We start from the raw sequence: 21,226 nt of genomic DNA on the forward strand, positions 1-21,226 counted from the left end.
ATGACGACGACTAACCCTGACCATGGCGACCATCGTATGAACGGACCCTGTGGCAGCGGGAGCCCTAACCTGTAGTTTTACTGAGAGGGCGCCGGGAGCAGCCCTACGGCCTGCTCCCGGCGCCCTCTCTACAGTGAATGCAATCAGAAGCCGGAGACGGCTCCGGGTACAGATGGGCCGCTTCCAAGAGACACGCCGCCGACGTCCGTGGCACTCCCCTGATAGCTCGGGGCACCGGCTGTGGTAGAAGTCGTGGGAGGAGTCCCCTTGAACAGAGAGCCGAGTCGAATAGTCAAGGTGGTTTGGTCGCTGCTCAGCGAGACCGTTGACTGGTTGACTCCGCTTCCCTTGAACTGGAGCGATCCGTCGGCTCCCGCGGTGGTGTAGTTCGCCCCGAGGAACACCGTCCCAAAGTTGGCAGTGGTACAACCCGTAGACGAGAGCGTTAGCGTGTCATTGGAGCCGTTGTGAGTGATCTGAACGTTGAGACCGCTACTCCCGGTCCAAGTGCTCGACGCTCCAGTCCAGGTGCTGCAGAGGCTGGTCGGCGATATGGGCTCATTGAACACGATGGTGACCACATCACCCGGGGCCACCTTCCCGGTGGCACCAGTCGGGTTCGACAGTTTGACATAGGACACCTTGGGACCGATCCGGCCGGTGGCCGTCGCGACACCGCTCACGTTGCCGTAGGTGTCCGTGGCTTGGGCCGTGTAGGTGAACGATCCGGAGGCTAGGCTCGACAGGTTCAGCGTCGTCGCCCACACTCCCGTGGAGGTGTTAGCGGTCACCGTGGACGGGACGCTGCTGCCTCCCGCGTTGCTGGCCGACACGGCAACCGAAGCGCCAGGCTCCGCGGTGCCCGAGACCTGGACGGTGCCGACTGCATCGCTCGTGATCTTGGCAGGTGCGGCGGTGAATGTCGGCAGCACCGTACTTGTCTTCTTGGTGTCGGTCTGCGTGACCGAGGGTCCCGTGTTGCCGGCGGCGTCGGTTGCGGTTGCGGTATAGGTGAGCTGGCCGTCGGTGAGGCCTGTGAAATTCAGCCCGGTCAATGACCAGCTGCCGTCCGATTTGGCCGTCACACTCAAGGGAATGCTGTGCACTGCGCCCGCATCACTCACGGTGAGGGCGACGGAGGCCCCGGGCTCAGCTGTGCCTGACACCGTCTCGGATGCCACATCCTTCGACGAGACCGACGTGGGGACGACGAGCGAGGGCGCGCCGGGTGCCACGGTGTCCTTCGTCAGGGTCGCGGTCGTGGCGGGGCTTGTGTTCCCTGCAGCATCCGTCGCCGTTGCCGTCACGGTGATCGGACCGTCGACGAACCCCGAGAGGTTGAGCGTCGGAAGCGACCAGGACCCGTTCGAGCTCGCGGTTACGGTCGGGCTCGTGGTGTGGCCGGCGGCGTCGGCCACCACCACCTTGACCGTGCTCAAGGCCTCGGCACTTCCGCTGACCGGGACGGCGGAGACGTTGGACAGGTTGACGAAGGTGGGCACTACCAGCGCTGGTGCACCCGGCGCCTTGGTGTCGATCCGCACCGTCACCTGCTGGGCCGCCGAGACGTTGCCTGCCACGTCCGTGGCCGAATACGCGACGGTGTGCGTTCCATCGCCGGCCACGCTCACGTTTGCCGTGCCGCCCGGGACGGTGACCGACTGCCCGCCGTCGACCGTGTACGAGATGGACGCAACGCCGCTGCCGCCCGCCTGGTCCTGTGCGGCGAGGCTGACAGAGACGGGGCTGCTGTTGTTGTAGCCCGCGCTGTTCGGTGTCGGGGTGATGCCCGCGACCGAGACGCTGGGGGCAATTCCGTCGGCGATGGCGCCCGCACCCCGAGATCCCTCCGTGCCTGCCCAATTCCCGAGAACGGGCGTCACGGTGTAGTACCAAGTACCGTTCGGCACCGCGGATTCGATGCACGAGAGGTTGGTGACGACACCGGAACATGCGCCGGTCGCCGGCACAGCGGTGCCTCCCGAGGCTGTGCTGTAGCGCTGCACGGTGTAGCCCGAGACGGCCCGGCCTCCCGCCGTCGTGCTCGCGGCCCAGGAGACGGTGAGATCCTGCTTCGCTGCGCTCACCGTGGGGCGCGCTCCGGCCTGCACGGTGTCGGCGACGGCGATGCCGTCGGGGCTTGTCGACGTCGCCTGCCAGTAGGCGTAGGCGGCGGCACCTGTTCCTCCCACGAGGAGGACGGCCGCGAGAGCGGCAGTGCCGCGTCGGCCGGCTCGGACGGCGCGGCGCCTGCGGGGTTGGCGGATCTGGTCGTCGCTCACTTGCGCACCTCGAGGGTCAGGGGAACGTTGAAGAACGCGCCTTGGCATCCCGCGTCCGAGGCCATGGACATCGAGACGCTGCCCGGCAGCGTGACGGTCTGCGTGCCGTTCGCTGGAATGGTGACGGCGGGGGCCAGGGGCGCGGACGGATTCTGGAAGGTCACGCCGGTCGTCACGCACCTCGAGTGCGCCGCGTCGGGCACTGCACCGCCCGCCGAGCTGACGCTGTAGAGCTGCACTGGATACCCATTCGGGTTGGTGACCTTGAGTACGACGTCGGCCGTCCCGCCTGGCGAGAGGGGCGCCTGTCCGGGGGCGGCCTGGACGAGGGCTTGGGTCGTGAGGGTCTGGAGTTGGCCCGCGGCTGCGGAACCCGGGCCGCTGCCCGTCGTGCTCCAGTAGGCGATCGCCGCGCCCGCTCCCCCAAGGACGAGCGCCGCGCTTGCGGCGACTGCGATCGCCGAGCGGCGGGTCCTCCGGGGGAGGCTTCCCTTGATGGTGGCCATGTCAGTTCCCCTGTCCGGATCCGGAGTAGGACAGGGCGATGGTCGCGCCCTTGCACCCGTCCTGGTTTGCAGGCCTGTCCAGCATCGTCAGCTTGGGCCACTGGCTGCCTGGCACCGCGAGTGAACTCAGCGAGCTGTTCCCCGAGGGAATGGACACGGGATAGGGGCCCGAGTATTGGACCACCGCGAAATCAGCTGTTGTGCAGGGCAGGTTGCCCGCGATGGCCGCCGCTGACCTCGTGATCCCCATGACCGTAACCGAGAGATTGGTGATCGAGATCCCCTGGTTGTTCGGGTTCGAGAAGCTCAATCCCAGAGGCTGGGAGACGCCCGGAGCGAGGGGTGAGGCCGCGCTCCCCGAAATGGTGAAGGCCTTGCCATTGCTGAGCACTTGCAGCTGGACGTTCGCGTACCCGTACTGGGTCTTGCCGGAGGCGTCCTGGCCCGAGCCGACGATGCTGAGCGTGTTCGTGCCTGCCGCCGCACTCGGGGACGCCGTGACCTGGAGCGTGGACGTGTTGCCCGTCGCTGGGTTGGGAGAGAAGGTGGCCGTCACCCCGGTCGGCAGACCCACGACGCTCAGGGAAATCGGCCCGTCGAGGTTGGTGCGCGAGAGCGTGAGACTGTACACCCCGCTCGAGCCGGGGGCGATGCTGACCGTGCTCGGGCTGCTCGAGAGCGAGATGGACCCGGAGAGCGGATAGTTGACGGTAAGGCCCGCGGTGGTCGACGCCGCTGTCTTCCCCGACGTGCCTTGGATCTCCACAGTGGAAGCCCCCGCAGGAGTCGACGACGTTGTCGACAGCGTGAGGGCCGTCGTGGCAGAAGCCCCTGACGCAACGTTGACAGTCGCCGGGGAGAAGCTTGCGCTGGTGGCAGCTGGAAGCGATGACGCCGTCATGGCGACCGCTCCCGCAAACCCGTTCTGCGAGGTGATGGTGACGGTGTATGCCGCCGCGGAGCCGCGCGCGATGGACTGGCTTGCGGGCGAGATCTGGACGGTGAATCCCGGCTTCGCCGTCTGTGCCGCGGCGAACAGGGCGCCGGCCGGCAGCATCACCGCCAGGAAGCTGATCACCGCGATTCTGATGATTCTGCCGCTGGCCCGGGGGCCGTTCTTCAGGAGTTTCCCCAACACGCTCACGCTGTGTCCCCTCTGTGGTTGCTCATGGGGGTGCGGTCATGGATGCGCGTCGGGTGGGGCGGATCGCCCGCCCCACCCGACGGCGGACTAGTTGCTCGCGACGGTGATCGTGATGGTCGCGCCCTTGCAGGCGTCCTGGTTGTCAACCGTGTCGGCGAACGTGAGGGTCCCGGTGCCGACCTGGGTCCCGGAGGCGTTCGCAGCGACCCGGACGTTCGCCGTGTTCGCCGTGGCGGTGAACCAGGCCGGGAGGCACTGGGCGTTGCTCGTGGTCACGGTCGGCGTGAGGGTGCCCACGACCGTGCTCGATGCGTTCCCGTTGTCTGCCGTGTACGTGACGTCCTTGGACGTGCCGGGGGCGATGCCCTGGTCGAAGTTCGCGTGAATCGTGACGGTGCCGCCGCCTGCGGATGCGGCAGCATTGCCGCCACCAGTGCCAGTCGTGGTCCAGTAGGCGAAGGCGGCTGCGCCGCCGACGCTCAGCATGCCCGCGGTCGCAACGGCGAGTGTGGCCTTGGCCTTCTTGGTCATCTTCTGCATGGGAGTGCTCCTTCTAGGGTGTGGACGAGCGCGATACGAGCGGCGCCGAATGCCCCACTCTTGAGACGCCTGCGGACTACGGATCGGCTAATCCCTGGAGCCCGATGCGCAAAACTTTGGCAGCCCAGTCAGGCCCCCGCCTACACTTGCGCCTACTCGTTTACGCGGGCTTCGGAGGCTCTCACGAGTACTCGCTTTCACTCGGGCGGGTACGTGGAACTGCCCCCGCTGGGCGCCGGAGGGACGCCCACGGGGCCTTCGGCTCGCACCGGTCTGCGGCTCTGGGCTACCGGGTGTACTCGGTGCCAGGATTCACGCCCCCGCGAGGGCCGGCCTGGCCGGCGGGACCGCATGCGCTCAAATATTTCTCGCCCCAGCAGCAATGCGACGAGACGCGATCTAGGCACGTCGCTTTTCTACCCGCCAGCCCTCATATGCTGGAGATATGGCCGTCCGCGATTGGGAACTACGACATTTCCGTCTCATCGCGGCCCTCGCGGCGCAGGGAAGCATCGGCGCCGCGGCCCGCGAAACCGGGATGGCGCAGCCGAACGCCTCGCGGCTGCTGGAGCAGATGGAGCGGTCGGCGGGGTTCGCCCTCGCCCGACGCACGCCGCGCGGTACCGAACTGACCGACCGTGGACGCGTCGTCGCCGGGCTCGCTGCGGACGTCCTCGAGGCCGCTGACAGTGTGGTGCGCGCCGTCGACGCCCTCGAGCGCGCCCGGGGCGCCCTGCACGTGTGCGCGAGCATGACCGTCGCGGAGCACCTGATGCCCCAATGGCTCGCTGCCGCACAGCAGCGCCTCCCCGACGTGAGTGTCACCCTCGACGTGGGCAACTCGGACGAGGTATTCCAACGCCTTCGAGCTGGCGCCGCGGAGCTCGGATTCGTCGAGGGGCCCACCGTCCAGACGGGCTTCCGGTATCTCGACGTTGCCCCGGACGAACTCGTGGTCGTCGTCCGTCCGGATCATCCATGGGCGCGGACGGGTCCGGTCTCGCCGCACGATGTCGCGACTGCCGGGCTCGTCGTGCGGGAGCCGGGTTCGGGAACACGCCAGACCGCGGACAGGGCCCTCGCTCCCTACGGCACCGGGCCGCGTTTCGAAGTAGGGAGCAACGCCGCGCTTGCCGCGAGCGTCGCGGCGGGTCTTGGACCGGGCGTCGTGAGTCGCCTCGCCGTCCAGTTTCCGCTCCGGAGCGGGAGGCTCATAGAAGTTCCGACGCCGGCCCTCAAGCTGCGGCGCATGCTGAGGGCCGTATGGTCGGCGGCGGTGCCGCTGCCGCGCTCCGCCGAGGAATTCCTGGGGCTTGTCGGCGCCTAGGCTAGGCACCATGAGCCCCGCACCCGTGAGCCGGTGGACCGCTGCGCGCCTGGCCGAGAAGGCCGCCGAGATCGTGTCCGACCAAGAGCTTCCGCCGATCGTCCAAGCCGGCCACCCGGTGCTCCGAACGCAGGCCATCCCGTTCGACGGGCAACTCGACGATGCGCTCCTGACGGCGCTCATCGAGGTGATGCGGCGCACCATGCACGCCGCCCCGGGCGTCGGGCTCGCCGCTCCCCAGATCGGCCTCCCCCTCCGTCTCGCGGTCGTGGAGGACATGTGGGCCCCGGACGAGGACGTGGTCCGAATGCGCAACCGCACTCCCCTGCCGTTCTTCGCCGTCCTGAACCCCGCGTACGCGCCGCTGGGAAACGAGCGCGCGGCGTTCTACGAGGGATGCCTCTCAGTACGGGGCTACACCGCCGTCGTGCGGCGCCCGGCGCGCATCGAGGCGCGCTGGACGACGCCCGGCGGAGCCACCCGCCGAGCGGAATTCGCCGGGTGGCAGGCCCGGATCCTGCAGCACGAGACCGACCACCTCGCCGGGACGCTGTACCTCGACAAGGCCGAGGTCCGATCCCTCTGCACGAACGAGGAGTACTCGGCCCGCTGGGCCCACCCGACCCCGGAGGCAGCCGCGCGCGAGCTCGGCTTCTAGCGCGGTTCGGGCTTCTACGAGACGGGGGCCGACAGCGCCTTCGACTCCTCGGCATCCAGGCCCGGGTTGGCCGCCGTCGGAAGGTAGCGCGACCACCACCGGAGGATGTGCTCGAAACGCTGCTTGCGGTGGTGCGGCGTCCCGGACCGCGAGAGCTCATGGTTCTCCCCGGGGAAGAGGAGCAGCTCCGTCTCGACGCCGCGGAGCTTGAGCGCGGCGTAGTAGCGCTGCGCCTGCTCGATCGGGCAGCGCCAGTCCTCCTCCGAATGGATCACGAGGCACGGCGTCTCGACCTGCCCGACGCATGCCATGGGGCTCTGGGCGGCCATCTGCTGTGGGTCCCAGCCCGTGTATTCACCGGGGAAGAACCAGCCGATGTCGGACGAGCCGACGAAGCTGACGGGGTCCAGGAACCCCCGCTCGACGATGGCGGCGCGGAAGCGGTGGTCGTGGGCAATTGTCCACGCAGTGAGATACCCACCGTAGGATCCGCCGAGGATCCCGAGTCGGTCGGCGTCGAGGGCTGGGTACGCCTCGAGGGCAGAGTCGAGGAAACCGAGGACATCCTCGAAGTCGACGGTGCCCATGCGGCCCTTGATGGCCCGGCCGTGGGCCTCGCCGTATCCTGCCGAACCCCGAGGGTTGCACATGACGACGGCGTAGCCGGCCGAAGCGTAGACCTGGGCCTCGTCGAACCATGCGCCCGTGTACTGCGCGAATGGACCTCCGTGGATCATGAGCAGCACCGGGTGGGGACCGTCTCCCTCGGGCTCGACGACCCATCCGTGCACCGGGCTGCCGTCGGCGCTCTGGCCGCTGAACTCGCTGGGAAGGAGCGGCTGGGTCTCATCCCGGAGGCGGGATGCGAAGTCGGTGAGCCGCTCGAGGTGCCCGTCCCGGACGGCCGCCACTTCGCCAGGCGTCGTCGCATCCGCGAAGGTGACGACGACGGCGTCGCCCGCCGCGTCGACCCCCGTGATGACCGCGTCAACGTCCGCGAGGATGGCACGCTCGCCGTTCGCCTCGAACGCGACGAGGCGCACGGCGCCCCGGTGCCTTCCGAGCACCAGCGCCTGGCCGTCTGGGCGAACGCGGAGGGCACCCGGCGCCTCGCCGAAGTCGTCTTCGCTGGGATTGCTCAGGCGCACAGTTCCGCCGTCGTCGAAGGCGTGCCAGAACAGGTGGGTGCTCCGTCCTACGAAGTCCATGCCGGAATCGCCGAGGGAGGATGCCAGCACGAACAGCCCCGACCCGTCAGGGGCTTCGCGGAGTGCTTGCACGGACGCCGCCTCAGGGCTCCCGAGCTCCACGACCTTGCTCTCGCCGCCGCCCGCGGGGGTCCGCACTACGAGGGCACCCAGCGCGTCGACCGCTGCGGGGTCCCACTGCGACACGGTGTAGATGTATCCGCCGTCAGCACTGAACACGGGCAGGTCGTGATCGAGCCCCCCTGACGTGAGCTGACGCGCCTCTGGCAGGCCGCTACCGCCTTCCCCCTCGGATTCGGCGGCCTTCGCGCGGCCCCGCGCCGCGACGAAGGGCTCTTCCCCTGCAGGCGGGACATCCAGGATGAAGAGCTGCGTGCGCTGGTCTCCCGTATAGCCCCGGCCATTCAGCCGGTAGTTGAGGTCGGTGACGAGGCGCGGGTCCTCGGCGCCGGGTCCCACGCCATCCACGGTCCCATAGCGGCCCGCCTCGGGCTCCCTCGAGAGGAACGCAATGCGCTGGGAATCCGGCGACCAGGCAAAGTGCTCCACGCCGAGCAGCCGGTCCGTGAGGGCGCGGGGCTCGCCGCCCTGGGCTTCGACGACGAAGAGCTGCGGCGGTCCCGCCGGGACTGCCCGCAGGAACGCGAGGAATCGGCCGTCGGGCGAATACTGGGGCGCGGTGTCCCGAAATCCCCGGGTGAGGCGCCGGGCGGAGCCGCCGCCGTCGAGCGGGACCTCCCAGAGCTGGCCGACGGCCGCGTCGGCTCTGTAGTCGGCCCGGGTCGCACTGACGGCGCAGCGCGTGCCCGAGGGATGGACGGTGGGGGCTGAGAGGGTCAGGATGGCATCGAGCTGGCTGGGCTTCACGCCGTGAAGCCTAGTCCCGACCGCCGCGACTAGCATGGAACCCGTGCCTCTCGCCGCCCAGGAGCTCCTCCGCTGCCCGATCTGCACCGGTGGCTGGCAGGCGTCCGAGACGTCTGGGCGATCGCTCGTGTGCACTGCCGGGCACCGCTTCGACGCGGCGCGCCAGGGCTACGTCAATTTCCTCACGGGGCGTGGAACCCGCTTCCTCCCGGACACCGCCGAGATGGTCGCGGCCCGCGAGCGGTTTCTCGCGGCGGGCCACTACGCGCCGATCGCCGCAGCGGTCGCCGGCGCCGCTGCCCCGGCCCTTGCGCACGACGACGGCGCGACCGGGGCCGCGCTCGACGCCGGGGCGGGCACGGGGTACTACCTTGCCGCGCTGCTCTCCCGCGTCCGAGGTTCGCGCGCCGTCGCCCTCGATCTCTCCCGCCACGCGCTCGGACGGGCGGCGAAGCTGCCCGGGACCGCGGCGGTCGTGTGGGATCTCTGGCGGCCGCTGCCGCTGCCCGACGGCGCCGTCGACGCGGTCCTCGACGTTTTCGCGCCCAGAAACTTCCCTGAGTTCGCGAGGGTCCTGAGGGCGGGAGGCCTCGTGTGCGTCGTGACCCCGCAGGCCGACCACCTCGCCGCGCTGCGCGAGGTATTGCCGATGCTCGATGTTCCGTCCGGGAAGACGGACGACGTCGAGCGGGCGGCGGGCCCGGACTTCGAGCGGATCGACGTGCGGGGCCTGCGCTTTGGCCTCGAACTCGACCCGGAGACCGCGGCCGATCTCGCCCTCATGGGTCCGGCCGGTCATCACGCAACGCGCTCAGAGCTGCTTCCCCGCCTCCGGAACCGATCACTTCACGCCGAGGGTGCCGTCGACGTCACCGTCCTGCGCCGCCGCTGAGCGGCAGTTCTTCCGCGGCTGATCGGGCAACTGGGGGCGTCGCGAGGTCCACGGCGAGCAGCCGCAGGGCGAGCTGGATGAGCGGGCCGATGGTCAGCGCGAAGACCGCCGTGCCGATCCCCACGGTTCCTCCGAGGAGCCAGCCGCAGCCGGTGGCCGAGAGCTCGATCCCACTCCGCACGGCCCATACCGGCCAGCCGGTGCGCGCGACGAGGCCCGTCATGAGCCCATCGCGGGGGCCCGGGCCGAGGCCCGCCCCGATGTACAGGGCGGACGCGAGCGCGAGAAGGGCCAGCCCCACGGCCAGGAACAGCCCTTCCGCGAGTGGCCACCAGACGGGGAGGACGGTCGCGGCGGGGATCCACGCGAGTCCGAGGTCGGCGAAGACTCCGACGAGCGCGGCGTTGGAGACGGTCCCCCATCCGGGCCGCTGGCGGAGCGGGATCCAGAGGACGAGGACGGCGAGGCTGATGACGATCGTGGCCGTTCCGAAGGAGACGCCGAGGGCACGGGCCACGCCCTGTCCCAATACGTCCCACGGCGAGGCGCCCAGACCGGCACGGAGGATGAACGCGATCGCGATCCCGTAGGCGAAGAGGCCGCTGAAGAGGCGGACCAAGCGGACGGGCAGACGTTGTGAGCGGAGGAACCGGTGAAGCTGCATACCGATATTCCAACTTCAATTGGCCTTCGAAGACAGGGCCAATTCTGGGACACTGGCCTGATGAGCTCGATCACAGCGGCAAGATTGGCAGCATTGCTCGGTTCTTGGCGGGTCGAAGGGCCCGCCTACGCAGCCCTTGCGGATCGCATCCGGCTCGTCGCACTCGACGGGAGGCTGGCCGCCTCGACGCGGCTCCCCGCCGAGCGGGAGCTTGCGGTGGCCCTCGGGGTCAGCCGGACGACTGTGTCGGCGGCGTACTCACGGCTTCGCGAGCTCGGTGCCCTCGAGAGTCGCCGCGGAGCCGGCAGCTACATGTCCCGTGGCTCACGCCCGACTGCCGAGCGGGAGGGACCCGGAATCATCTGGGACTTCACCAAGGCGGCAATGCCCGCTGCGGGACCCGTCGAGGCGTGCATCAAGGCAGCCGCCGCGGCCATAGGCCCCGAGCTGTACCGCTCAGGCTACGAGATCGAGGGGCTCCCGCAGCTGCGTGAGGCTGTCGCCGATCACTTCGGCCGCCGCGGCTTGCCAACCGACCCAGAACAGGTCCTCGTGACGTCCGGCGCCCAGCATGCCATTGCCCTTCTGGCGCGCTCGCTGATCACGCCCGGCGACCGGGCTCTCGTCGAGCAGCCTACGTACCCGCACGCCATCGACGCTCTCTCGGCAGTCGGCGCGAGGCTCGTTCCGATAGCGGTCGACCCTCGAGAGGGCTGGGACCTGGATGAGGCGGCGGCAGCGTTCAGGGACTCCGCGCCGACCCTCGCGTATGTCATCCCCGACTTCCAGAACCCCACAGGCGCAAGCCTCTCAGAGGACGACCGCCGGCACCTCGCCAGGACCGCGGACCGGCACGGCACGGTGCTTGTCTCCGACGAGACCACGATGTGGCTCGACATCCGGCGCGGCCCGCTTCCACCCCTCGCCGCATCGTCGCCCTCGGTCGTCACGGTCGGCGGTCTCAGCAAGCTCGCGTGGGGCGGCCTCCGTGTCGGGTGGATCAGGGCGAACAGGTCGCTTGTCGCACGCCTCGCGCAGACCCGTGCCAACCTCGACCTCGGAACTCCGGTCCTCGAGCAGCTGGCAGCCGTCGAACTCCTCGCCTGCGAGGACGAACTCGTGGCCGAACGCCGCGCACGCCTGCGCACTGGACTCCACGCGATGCGTTCGGCCATCGCGGACCGATTCCCAGAATGGTCAGCACCGGATCCCGACGGCGGGATGGCCCTGTGGCTCGCCTGTTCCCCGTGGTCGTCCTCGGAGCTCGTGCTCCGCGCAAGGGAGGAAGGCCTCGCTCTGACGGCCGGCCCTCGCTTCGGCCTGCACGGCGCCTTCGAGGCACGTCTCCGGCTGCCCTTCACGGACGATCCGGAAACCATCGTGGACGCCGTCGCGGCCCTGCGCCGCTCCGCCGAAAGACAGGTCAGAGGCCGCCTGCACGAGCCGCTAGTCGCCGTGTGAAACTGCTTGGATTCCCGTGGCGAATATGTTATCTGCGCGGGCAGTCTCCGTGCCCTCCTGCTGGGCTAGGGTAGTGGAAGGAGCGGGGGGACGGAGGGTTCGGTGGACTGGATCGCGCACAACGCTTGGATGCTCTGGCTCGTCCTGGCCCTCGTTCTGGGCGGGATCGAGATGATCAGCCTCAGCCTCGTCTTCGCGATGCTCGGCGGGGGTGCACTCGCGGCCTTCGTGGCCGCCATCTTGGGCGGCCCCACCTGGCTTCAGGGGCTCGTCTTCGCTGCCGTTTCGGTCGGCATGATTGCCTTCGTCCGACCAGTGGCCATGCGCCACATGAGGCCTGGGATCGAAGACCTGCGTACCAACGTCGATCGGCTCGTCGGCTCCCGCGCGACCGTGATGGAAGCCGTGGGCAGCAGCAATGGCCTCGTCAAGATCGGCGGTGACGTGTGGACGGCCCGCGCCGAGCGGGGCGAGTTCCTGCCCGGCGACGTCGTGCAGGTCGTAGCGATTGAAGGGGCCACCGCAGTCGTCGCGCCGGGCGGCGAGACCTCACCGTACAGAAGCTGACGGCCTCGCCGAGCCGCGGCCGACCACTCAAAAGGGGAAACTATGGATGTCGGAGGAATTCTTCTTCTCGTCGTCGTCATCGCGCTCATCCTGTTCGTCGCAACCGTCATAGGCCGCTCGGTACGGATCATCCCGCAGGCGCGAGCCGGCGTCGTGGAGCGTCTCGGCAAGTACCAGCGCACGCTGAATCCCGGGCTGACGCTCCTCATTCCCTTCGTCGACCGGCTGCTGCCGCTCCTCGACCTCCGCGAGCAGGTCGTCTCGTTCCCGCCCCAGCCAGTGATCACGTCGGACAACCTCGTCGTCTCGATCGATACCGTGGTCTACTTCCAGGTCACGGATCCTCGTGCAGCGACCTATGAAATCGCCAACTACATCCAGGCTGTCGAGCAGCTCACCATCACGACGCTCCGCAACGTCGTCGGCGGCCTCAACCTCGAAGAAGCCCTGACCTCGCGCGACCAGATCAACGGCCAGCTCCGTGGGGTGCTGGACGAGGCGACCGGTCGCTGGGGCCTCCGGGTCTCGCGTGTCGAGCTCAAGGCAATCGAGCCCCCGCACTCCATCCAGGACTCGATGGAGAAGCAGATGCGTGCCGAGCGCGACCGGCGAGCCCTCATCCTGACCGCCGAGGGCACGAAGCAGTCGGCGATCCTCACGGCCGAGGGCGAGCGGCAGGCACAGATCCTCAAGGCCGAAGGCCAGGCGAAGGCGGCGGTCCTCAAGGCGGACGGCGAGTCCCAAGCCATCCAGAAGGTCTTCGAAGCCATTCACCTCGGTGACCCGGACCCCAAGCTCCTGGCCTACCAGTATCTCCAGACGCTGCCCAAGATCGCCGACGGCAACTCGAACAAGCTCTGGATCATCCCGAGCGAAGTCGGCGACGCGCTCAAGGGTATCGGCGGCGTCCTCGGCAACATGGGGCAGACGTCGCCCGACACTCAGGCGACGACGTCGGGTGAGCCGGACGGCAGCAGCGCCACGCCGCGGAAGACCCAGATCGCCAAGAGCCGCGGGCTCGAGGAGGATGCCCGGGCTTTCGAGGAAGAGGCAGCACGCCGCTCGGAGCTGGACGCCGAGGCAGAGCGCATCCTCCAGCACCATGCGGGAGTGGCCGGCCTGGACGTCCCGGACGCCGAGATCCCGGAACCCGAGATCCCCGAGGCGGGCGCGCCGAAGCCAGGGGTCCCCGACGGCGGCATCGCGGATCAGAAGGGCGCAGGCCGCGACCCTTACCGGCCCTGAAGAAAGCACCGCGCCGGCCTCGACCCTATAATGGAAAGTCTGCCCGGGAACACGTGAAGGTCTGCGGGCGTTGAGATGTGAGTCGGTTCGACGGTCCGAACCGAAGAACGCGAGGGAGAACATATGAGCGACCGCAGTCTGCGCGGCATGCGTCTGGGTGCACAATCCATGGAAAGCGAAGCTGGCGTCGAGCCCGCCCCTCGCCAGCGCGTCGAGTACCGCTGCGAGGATGGTGAGCAGGTGTTCGTCACCTTCTCCTCCGAGGCGGAGATTCCTCCCGTCTGGACGTCCAAGACGGGCAAGGAGGCCTATCTCGTCGACGGCGAGCGCCCCTCTGAGAACTCAGAGAAGGCTGTGCGCACGCACTGGGACATGCTCCTTGAGCGCCGCAGCATCCCCGAGCTCGAGCAGATCCTCGATGACCGCCTTGCACTCCTCCGCGAGAAGCGCGGCGAGCGGGTCTGACCCCGGACGTACGCAAAAAAGCACGAAGACAGGAAGGGCGGGAACCGCACGGTTCCCGCCCTTCCTGTCTTCGTGCTTCTGCGTCCTCTAGACGCTCGTCACCGGTTCTGCCGCTGACGGCCACGGCTGAGCTGCTTCCACCGGTCCGTGAGGCCCCACTTGGTGACGTTGAGCATGGCCTCGACCACGATGTTGCCACTCATCTTCGAGGAGCCGAGCTCGCGCTCGACGAACGTCACGGGCACCTCGGCGACCTTGAGGCCCATGCGGGCGACGCGCCATGCAAGGTCGACCTGGAATCCGTAGCCGACCGACTCGACCCGGTCGAGGTCGAGCTTCTCCAGAGTCGTGCGGCGGAAGGCGCGGTAGCCCGCCGTCATGTCCTTGATCTTGAGGCCGAGCATCAGCCGGGCGTAGGTGCTCCCGGTGCGGGAGATGAGCTGCCGGTAGACAGGCCAGTTGACGACAGTTCCGCCCTGCACCCAGCGCGAGCCGATCACGAGGTCCGCGCCCTGTTCGACTGCCTCGAGGAGGCGCGGGAGCTGCTCGGGCTGGTGTGACCCGTCCGCGTCCATCTCGACCACGACGTCATAGTCCCGCTCGAGCGCCCACTCGAATCCCGCAATGTAGGCCGCGCCGAGCCCCTCCTTGCCCTTGCGGTGCATGACGTGGACCTGCGGGTCTTCGGCCGCGATGCGGTCTGCGAGCTCACCGGTTCCGTCAGGGCTGTTGTCGTCTGCCACCAGGACGTCGGACGCCGGCACCGCCGAGCGGAGGCGGCCCAGTGTCTTGGGGAGGGACTCGAGCTCGTTGTACGTCGGGATGATCGTCAGAATGCGCACGCAGGAGTCCCTTTCGAGGCTGGTTCACGGGTCGCGCCCCCGCGCGAGGGCACAGTCGCCCATTATATCCAGCTCGTCGGGAGGCCCACGCGCCTTCGGGCCAGTCTCGGGGCTGGCAGCTGGTCAGTCCCCCGACTGTTTTCTGCTGACGCGTGGGCCTGCCCCGAGGGCAGTGCCGCCGCCCGTGGTGGGCAGCGACTGGGCCTTCCGCGAACGGCGGCCCGATGTCAACCGATCCTACGTGGCCCCTCCGGTGTGTCAACCGTCCGTCCACCTGCGGAGACGGGCGTTTCTGCTGCTCAGGAGCAGTTCCGGCAGGGGAAAAACAGCCGCGCATTTCAGGATCCGAGAAAGATGACGCGTGTCGACGACCGCAGCCGTCCGCAGGGCCCCCCTTGTCAGGCCTCGAAACCGTCGGAGTGGTAGAGTTCACGTCCGCGGTGCACGGTTGCGAGGCACCGGGGGGCATTCTCGGTGTCGAGGGCGGGCAGGAGGGGCGTCCTCGCACGGGGGTCGGTGCTCCAGGCCTGGACCCGCTCGTCGGCGACTTGGACCATAAGCTCGTCGACCTCCCAGACGGCGAAGCTGGCCGTCGCTCCGGGAACAAGCTGACCCATGAGGGGATCGTGATACCTGATGGCCCGCCACCCGGCTCGTGTGTGGCCGATGAAGGCCGCCCGTGCCGAGATGCGTTCCGACGGGGTCGAATGGCCAAGGCACGCAGCGATGCTCGCCCAGGGATCGAGCCCGCACACGGGGCTGTCACTTCCAAAGCACAGCGGGACACCGGCCGATGCGAAGCGTGCGAAGGGGTTCATTCCCACGCTCCGCTCGCCGAGCCGACGCTGATAGAGACGCCCCTCGCCGCCCCAGGAAGCATCGAAGAGCGGCTGGGCGCTCACGGTCACGGCATAGCCGGCAAGCGCCGAGATGGCCTCGGGAGAGGCCATCTCGACGTGCTCGAGCCGGTGTCCTGCCGCCCGGACCGCTGACGGTCCGGCGAGTTCGGTCGCGAGGGCCAGACCGTCGAGGGCTATCTGCAGCGCGGCGTCACCGATCACGTGGAAGCCGCCCTGGATGCCTACCTCGGAGCAGGCGGCGAGGTGCCGCCCCACCTGTTCGGGGCTGAGGTAGGCGGTTCCGCGGTGCCCGGCTGCGTCGTCGTAGTCAGCAGAGAGCAGCGCGGTGTGAGACCCGAGCGAACCGTCGATATTCAGGTCACCCGCGAGTCCGAGCACAGGCGCCCCAAGCGAGCCGAGGATCTCCCGCGCTTCCTCGGCCGACTGCGCGAGCTGGCCCCAATAGGCGAAGACCTCGGGGAGGTCTGGCTCCTCGGGCGAGCCGAGGAGCAGGCGGAGGTCATCGACACCGCTGATCTGCGGGGCCGCCTGCTCCACGAGGGCAACATAGCCGCGGCTCGCCGCGTGCTCGCGGGCTGCGCGGTGCAGCGACCGGATCTCGGCGTGGTCCGTTGGCCGCGCCACGGAACGCACGGCGCTCAGGGCGGCACGGGATGCGAGCGCGCCGTTCCACCCGTCCGCACGGCCTTCGTCGGCCCCATCGAGGCCTGCAGCCGCGGCCAGAGCTGGCGAGACGAGCGCGGAGTGGGCGTCCACACGGGTCAGGAGCGCCTTGCGACCGCGCGCCGCCCGCTCCAGTTCCCCAGCCGTGGGCAAAGTGGAATCCTCCCACGTCGACTCGTCCCAGCCGTGTCCCTGGAGCGTGCCGCTGCCCTCCGAGGCGCCCTGCTCGAGGGCCCGGAGCAGCTCGGCTGCAGAACGGACGCCGGAAAGATCGAGCGACCGCAGCGCCGAGCCCGTGTCCGAAAGGTGGACGTGCGAGTCGACAAATCCCGGCGTCACGACCGCCCCGTCGAGGTCGATGATCCGCAATCTGGAATCGGCGATCGAGGACGCGGCCTGCTCGGAGCCCACCCAGGCCACGGTGCCGTCGTCTACGAGCATCGCCGAGGCGAGGGGGTCTGCCGTCGAGTACACGGAGCCATTGCGGTAGAGGGTGAGCTCAGGCTCGGAGGACATGGAAATGCCTTTCAATCGGTCGGGCAGGGGTTGCGGCGGTGAGGATGAAGCTAGTCGGAGACGCCCGAGTAGGCGACCACGCCGCGCTTGATGCTGTCGATGGCCGCACGGGCGAGACGCCGGAGCCGGGGCTCGATGCCGGGAACCTCCGCGAGCTGGTCGAGGAGGTCGACGACCTGCTTGACCCAGCGCACGAAGTCGCCGGCGGCGAGCTCCGTCCCGGAGAGCACGTTCTGGAGGTCGCGTCCGCGGGCCCACTTGTAGAGCGGCCAGACGAGGCCGAAATCGGGTTCGGCGGTACGGGGAAGGCGGTGCTGTTCCTCGACGTCCTCGAGCCGCGACCACTCCCGGACCAGCATGTCCACGGCGACGTCGAGCGAAACGCTCGGCATCTTCGGCGGCAGACCTGGCTCGTCGCGCTTCGCGTGGTACACGAGGGTGCTCGCGAGAGCCGCCATCTCGGCCTCGTCGACATCGTCGAACGCGCCTGCTCGCAGTGCGAGCGCCGTGAGGAGGTCCTTGTCGCCGTAGATGCGCCGCAGCTTCTGGCCCTCGTCGGTGACCCGCACGTCACCGTCCGCCTGCTCGAGGCAGCCATAGGACTCGAGCACATCGCACACCCGGTCGAAGGTCTTCGCGATCGTGTTCGTCCGACCCCTGATCTGCTCGCCCAGGCGGTCAGTCTCCCGGCGGAGCTTCGTCCAGCGGTCCGCCCACCGGGCGTGGTCCTCGCGCTCCGCGCAGCCGTGACACGGATGGGCGCGGAGCTGCCGCCGGAGTTCGACGATCCGGCGCTCCGTGTCCTCGTAGCCCTCCGCGAAGGCGAAGTCGCGGCGTGAGCGGCGCTTCCTGCTGCTGTCCGGTCCTTCCAAGCGGGAGCGGTCGACGGCGTGGCGCATCGACGCTGCGAGGTCGCGCCGGTCCTTCGGGCGCTTGGGGTCGAAGTGCTTGGGGATCCGGACCCGGGCGATGGGCTCGACCGGCCCGGTCAGGTCCTGGAAGCCGATGCGTCGCAGGTTGTGGTCGAACGTCAGCACGTGCGGGCGCGGCTCGCGCGCATTCGTGTCGGAGGAGAGGACGACGGCGGACCCGCCCAGACGCCCGTCGGCGATCTCGACGACGTCGCCCGGCTGGAGGCGGGCGAGGGAATCCACGACCATGTTCCGCCGCGCCCGCCCTGCCTCGCGCGATGCGTACTTCTCCGCGGCGGCGAGCTCCTCGCGGATCCGCTGGTACTCCCTGAAATCGCCGAGGTGGCAGGTCATCGCCTTCTCATAGCCCGCGAGCGACTCCTCCCGCTCGCGCACCTGCCGGGCCAGCCCGACCACCGAGCGGTCCGCCTGGAACTGGGCGAATGAGCTCTCGAGGATCTCCCGTGTGCGCTTCCGACCGAACTGGGCCACAAGGTTGATGCTCATGTTGTACGTCGGGCGGAAGCTCGAATTGAGCGGGTAGGTGCGCCGTGAGGCGAGGCCCGCGAGAGCAGCGGGATCGAGTCCCGGGCGCCACTGCACGACAGCATGCCCCTCGACGTCGATCCCGCGGCGGCCCGCTCGTCCTGTGAGCTGGGTGTACTCCCCCGCAGTGATGTCGACGTGGGCTTCGCCGTTGAACTTCTCGAGCTTCTCGATGAGGACGCTCCGGGCCGGCATGTTGATGCCGAGGGCGAGGGTCTCGGTTGCGAAGACGGCTTTGACGAGGCCTGCCGCGAACAGCTTCTCGACGACCTCCTTGAACGTGGGAAGCAGTCCCGCGTGGTGCGCCGCGAGGCCCCTGAGGAGCCCTTCGCGCCACGACCAGAAGTTGAGGACTCCGAGGTCCGCGGGGGGCAGGTCCTTGGCTGCCTCCTCGATGACGGCGGAGATCTCCGCCCGCTCGTCCGGCGAGGTGAGATCGAGACCTGCGTCGACGCACTGCTGGACGGCGGCGTCGCAGCCGGCGCGGGAGAAGATGAAGTCGATGGCGGGGAGGAGCCCTTGGCGTTCGAGGGACTGGATCATCTGCGGTCGGCTCGCGCGGGTTCCCGCTGCCTGGGTGCCGCTGCCGCGGCCCGCCCCGGCCTTGACGCCGCGCTGCCGCTCGTCCCGCCGGTTGGCCCGCCCCCCGTGGGAGAATCGGGCGCGGTGCTGCGCGTGCACCTCGCGGCGCGCAATCTCGGCCAGCTCTGGATTGACGGCTGTGAGCTCGCGTGGATCCTCCGAGGAGGCAGTGCCCACAGCGGACTCTTCCGCCTCCGCCGCGTCGCCCACGTGGTCGTGGACGTCGGCGAGATCCTCGAAGGACTGCCGCGTCGCGAAGAGGTCGACGAGCCGACGGCCGACCATGACGTGCTGCCAGAGCGGGACGGGGCGATGCTCGGAGACGATGATGTCCGTCTCGCCGCGGACGGTGTCGAGCCACGCCCCGAATTCCTCGGCGTTGGAGACGGTTGCACTGAGCGACACGAGGCGCACGTCCCGAGGGAGGTGGATGATGACTTCCTCCCAGACCGCACCCCTGAACCGGTCCGCGAGGTAGTGCACCTCGTCCATCACCACGTAGCCGAGGCCGGCCAGCGTCGACGACCCCGCGTAGAGCATGTTGCGCAGGACCTCAGTCGTCATGACGACGACGGGAGCCTCGCCGTTGACGGTCACGTCGCCCGTCAGCAGTCCAACGCGGTCCTGCCCGTAGGCCTCGGCGAGCTCGCTGTACTTCTGGTTCGAGAGAGCCTTGATCGGGGTCGTATAGAAAGCCTTGAGGCCCTTCCGCAGCGCGAGGTGGACCGCGAACTCCCCCACGACCGTCTTGCCCGCGCCGGTCGGCGCAGCCACGAGCACGCCACGACCAGCCTCGAGGGCCCGGCACGCCTCGCGCTGAAAGGGGTCGAGCGGGAAGGGAAGTTCGGCAGAAAATGCCCCTAGCTCTGTCTTTGCGAAGGCCCGGCGTTCTGCATCGAGGGCGAAGCGCTCAGCCGGGGTCAGGTTCTCGGGGGCGGTGGACATAGGTCCAGCCTAGAACTTGTCGAGGTCCTCGCGTGACGTCGGGGTGTCGGCGATGGCCTCGGTCTCCTCCATTGCCCTGACCTGCCGACGGGCTTTCCTCTTGTCCTGAAGGAGGCAGAGGCCGATCGCTGCGAAGAACAGCACGAGCAGCGGGACTGCCAGCATGAACATCGAGACCGCGTCCGCGCCCGGGGCGGCGACTGCCGCCAGCACGAACACGAGCAGTACCGTGATGCGCCACGCTTTGAGGATCATCCGCCCCGGCAGGACGCCCGCCGCATTGAGGCCGACGAGAACAACCGGCACCAGGAATGCCAGGCCCAGGAAGAGGACCATATGGGTGACGAAGTCGATGTACTCGCGTCCGTCGATGAGGTTGGAGAACCCGGATGGGGTGAACTGGGTGAGCGCCCGCACCACATTCGGCGTCACGATCCAACCGATCCAGACGCCGGCGAGGAACAGCGGAACAGCCGCCGCCATGTAGGCGAGGGTGTAGCGCTTCTCCCTCTTGGTCAGCCCGGGCATGATGAACGCCCAGATCTGGTAGATCCAGACGGGACTCGAGACGACGAGCCCGATCTGTATCGCAAGCTGCAGCTTGAAGTCGAACGGCGAACCGACGGTGGAGAAGTTGACTCCGGAGATTCCGCCGGTCCGCTGGGCGATGTCGCGGACCGGCTTCTGGAGCGCCTCGAGGATCGGGTCGTACAGGAACCAGCCGACGACGGCCCCCACGAGCACACCGGCGGCTGACTTGATGAGGCGGTTCTTGAGCTCCCGAAGGTGCTCCATGAGGGGCATCCGGCCTTCGGGATTGGCCTTCCGCCCCTTGGGCGTGGCCACGGTCAGGCGCGCTGGGACGGCCCGGCTGTACCGCCGTCGCCCTCTTCAGCGCCCTTGGGCGGAATGACCTTGCCCTCGACCGGCGATTCGGCGGTCTCGGAGGCCGAAGACGAAGACGTCGACGACGAGGAGTCGGACTTGCCGTCGTTCCTCATCTCCTTGACCTCCGAGCGGAGGATCCGCATGGACTGGCCAAGGCTTCGCGCCATGCCCGGAAGCTTGGGCCCCGCGAACAGCAGCAGCGCCACAACGATGATGATGACGATAGGCCATGGGCTATCGAAGAGTCGTCCCACAAGAAGTCCTTTCCTTCTTTACCAGTCTAGATGAGTCCTAGGTCACGGGGGGACTGCGCTTGCCCGCGCTGCGCCCGCCGTGAGATTCGCCGTTCCCGCCGTGCCGCACGGCGCGCGGCCTTGCCTTGGTCGTAAGCGCGCCGCACCTCGTCCGGGCGGTCGAAGACCGCGCTGCCGGGCAGTGGCCGGGCAAGGTCGCCGACGCTCTCGGCCTCGTCGCTTCCGGCCTCCGCCACTGGGCGAGCAGCGAACAGTTCGCTGAACGAGGAACCGGCATCCCGAAGGAAGCGGAGGGCCTTGCGGACGAGCCACACCCCCGCACAGGCTGCTCCCGCAGCACTGCCGAGAAGCAGTGCCGCCCAGAGCAGGAACCAGAACCACCACGGCATGTGA

Annotated in this window: 19 protein-coding genes; 7 read left to right on the plus strand and 12 right to left on the minus strand. The window is 68.8% G+C overall.

Translation table 11 applies throughout. The features are described from left to right. Positions 1–143: 143 nt before the first annotated feature. The 4 genes from E6A21_RS03460 to E6A21_RS03475 all read right to left on the minus strand — a co-directional run bounded on the left by E6A21_RS03460 (position 144) and on the right by E6A21_RS03475 (position 4,472). A complete protein-coding gene (locus E6A21_RS03460; RefSeq protein ID WP_171041255.1) occupies positions 144–2,282 on the minus strand; it encodes a beta strand repeat-containing protein in 2,139 nt (712 codons plus the stop codon). After that, positions 2,279–2,788 carry an LEA/WHy family protein gene (locus E6A21_RS03465; RefSeq protein WP_138442760.1) on the minus strand — a complete coding sequence of 170 codons (510 nt, stop codon included), beginning with the start codon at positions 2,786–2,788 and terminating at the stop codon, positions 2,279–2,281. Before E6A21_RS03465 ends, E6A21_RS03460 begins: the two co-directional genes overlap by 4 nt. A 1-nt stretch (position 2,789) precedes the next feature. Further along, complete coding sequence (locus E6A21_RS03470; RefSeq protein WP_246036175.1) at positions 2,790–3,866, minus strand: COG1470 family protein; 1,077 nt, start codon at positions 3,864–3,866, stop codon at positions 2,790–2,792. Between the two features lie 153 nt (positions 3,867–4,019). Further along, complete coding sequence (locus E6A21_RS03475; protein ID WP_138442761.1) at positions 4,020–4,472, minus strand: hypothetical protein; 453 nt, start codon at positions 4,470–4,472, stop codon at positions 4,020–4,022. A gap of 445 nt (positions 4,473–4,917) precedes the next feature. Between E6A21_RS03475 and E6A21_RS03480 the strand changes: the two genes are divergently transcribed. Together E6A21_RS03480 and E6A21_RS03485 are read left to right on the plus strand one after the other, a co-directional pair. Next, entirely contained in the window at positions 4,918–5,799 is an 882-nt protein-coding gene (locus E6A21_RS03480; protein WP_138442762.1) for a LysR family transcriptional regulator, read from the plus strand. Positions 5,800–5,809: 10 nt separating this feature from the next. Then, complete coding sequence (locus E6A21_RS03485; RefSeq protein ID WP_138442763.1) at positions 5,810–6,457, plus strand: peptide deformylase; 648 nt, start codon at positions 5,810–5,812, stop codon at positions 6,455–6,457. A 14-nt stretch (positions 6,458–6,471) separates the two neighbouring features. Here the strand turns inward: E6A21_RS03485 and E6A21_RS03490 are convergent, their stop codons facing one another. Further along, positions 6,472–8,532 carry a S9 family peptidase gene (locus tag E6A21_RS03490; protein WP_138442764.1) on the minus strand — a complete coding sequence of 687 codons (2,061 nt, stop codon included), beginning with the start codon at positions 8,530–8,532 and terminating at the stop codon, positions 6,472–6,474. A gap of 43 nt (positions 8,533–8,575) precedes the next feature. On the opposite strand from E6A21_RS03490, the gene E6A21_RS03495 reads away from it, so the two are divergent. Then, a complete protein-coding gene (locus tag E6A21_RS03495; RefSeq protein WP_171041256.1) occupies positions 8,576–9,424 on the plus strand; it encodes a putative RNA methyltransferase in 849 nt (282 codons plus the stop codon). Here the strand turns inward: E6A21_RS03495 and yczE are convergent. Further along, a complete protein-coding gene (gene yczE, locus E6A21_RS03500; RefSeq protein ID WP_212745864.1) occupies positions 9,402–10,088 on the minus strand; it encodes a membrane protein YczE in 687 nt (228 codons plus the stop codon). The two genes, E6A21_RS03495 and yczE, sit on opposite strands and share 23 nt — an antisense overlap. Before the next feature lie 60 nt (positions 10,089–10,148). Between yczE and yczR the strand changes: the two genes are divergently transcribed. From yczR to E6A21_RS03520, 4 genes are all read left to right on the plus strand, one after another. Then, a complete protein-coding gene (gene yczR / locus E6A21_RS03505) occupies positions 10,149–11,549 on the plus strand; it encodes a MocR-like transcription factor YczR (RefSeq protein WP_246036176.1) in 1,401 nt (466 codons plus the stop codon). A gap of 102 nt (positions 11,550–11,651) precedes the next feature. Next, positions 11,652–12,116 carry an NfeD family protein gene (locus E6A21_RS03510; RefSeq protein WP_246036177.1) on the plus strand — a complete coding sequence of 155 codons (465 nt, stop codon included), beginning with the start codon at positions 11,652–11,654 and terminating at the stop codon, positions 12,114–12,116. A gap of 42 nt (positions 12,117–12,158) precedes the next feature. After that, positions 12,159–13,361: an SPFH domain-containing protein gene (locus tag E6A21_RS03515; protein ID WP_138442766.1), complete on the plus strand. Its 1,203-nt coding sequence runs from the start codon at positions 12,159–12,161 to the stop codon at positions 13,359–13,361. A 123-nt stretch (positions 13,362–13,484) separates the two neighbouring features. Continuing rightward, positions 13,485–13,826, plus strand: a complete 342-nt coding sequence (locus tag E6A21_RS03520; RefSeq protein WP_138442767.1) for an RNA polymerase-binding protein RbpA — start codon at positions 13,485–13,487, stop codon at positions 13,824–13,826. 98 nt (positions 13,827–13,924) lie between these two features. On the opposite strand, the gene E6A21_RS03525 is transcribed toward E6A21_RS03520, so the two are convergent. From E6A21_RS03525 to E6A21_RS03550, 6 genes are all read right to left on the minus strand, one after another. After that, entirely contained in the window at positions 13,925–14,668 is a 744-nt protein-coding gene (locus tag E6A21_RS03525) for a polyprenol monophosphomannose synthase (protein ID WP_138442768.1), read from the minus strand. Between the two features lie 398 nt (positions 14,669–15,066). Further along, entirely contained in the window at positions 15,067–16,707 is a 1,641-nt protein-coding gene (locus E6A21_RS03530) for an amidohydrolase (RefSeq protein WP_138442769.1), read from the minus strand. 50 nt (positions 16,708–16,757) lie between these two features. Then, complete coding sequence (locus tag E6A21_RS03535; RefSeq protein WP_138442770.1) at positions 16,758–19,691, minus strand: DEAD/DEAH box helicase; 2,934 nt, start codon at positions 19,689–19,691, stop codon at positions 16,758–16,760. A gap of 9 nt (positions 19,692–19,700) precedes the next feature. Continuing rightward, entirely contained in the window at positions 19,701–20,495 is a 795-nt protein-coding gene (gene tatC, locus E6A21_RS03540) for a twin-arginine translocase subunit TatC (RefSeq protein ID WP_138443082.1), read from the minus strand. A 44-nt stretch (positions 20,496–20,539) separates the two neighbouring features. Further along, on the minus strand, positions 20,540–20,833 hold the full coding sequence (gene tatA, locus E6A21_RS03545; RefSeq protein WP_138442771.1) for a Sec-independent protein translocase subunit TatA: 294 nt from the start codon (positions 20,831–20,833) through the stop codon (positions 20,540–20,542). 26 nt (positions 20,834–20,859) lie between these two features. Then, positions 20,860–21,222 carry a hypothetical protein gene (locus E6A21_RS03550; protein WP_138442772.1) on the minus strand — a complete coding sequence of 121 codons (363 nt, stop codon included), beginning with the start codon at positions 21,220–21,222 and terminating at the stop codon, positions 20,860–20,862. Between the last annotated feature and the right edge of the window lie 4 nt (positions 21,223–21,226).

Source organism: Sinomonas susongensis (assembly GCF_005877005.1).
Classification (GTDB): domain Bacteria; phylum Actinomycetota; class Actinomycetes; order Actinomycetales; family Micrococcaceae; genus Sinomonas; species Sinomonas susongensis.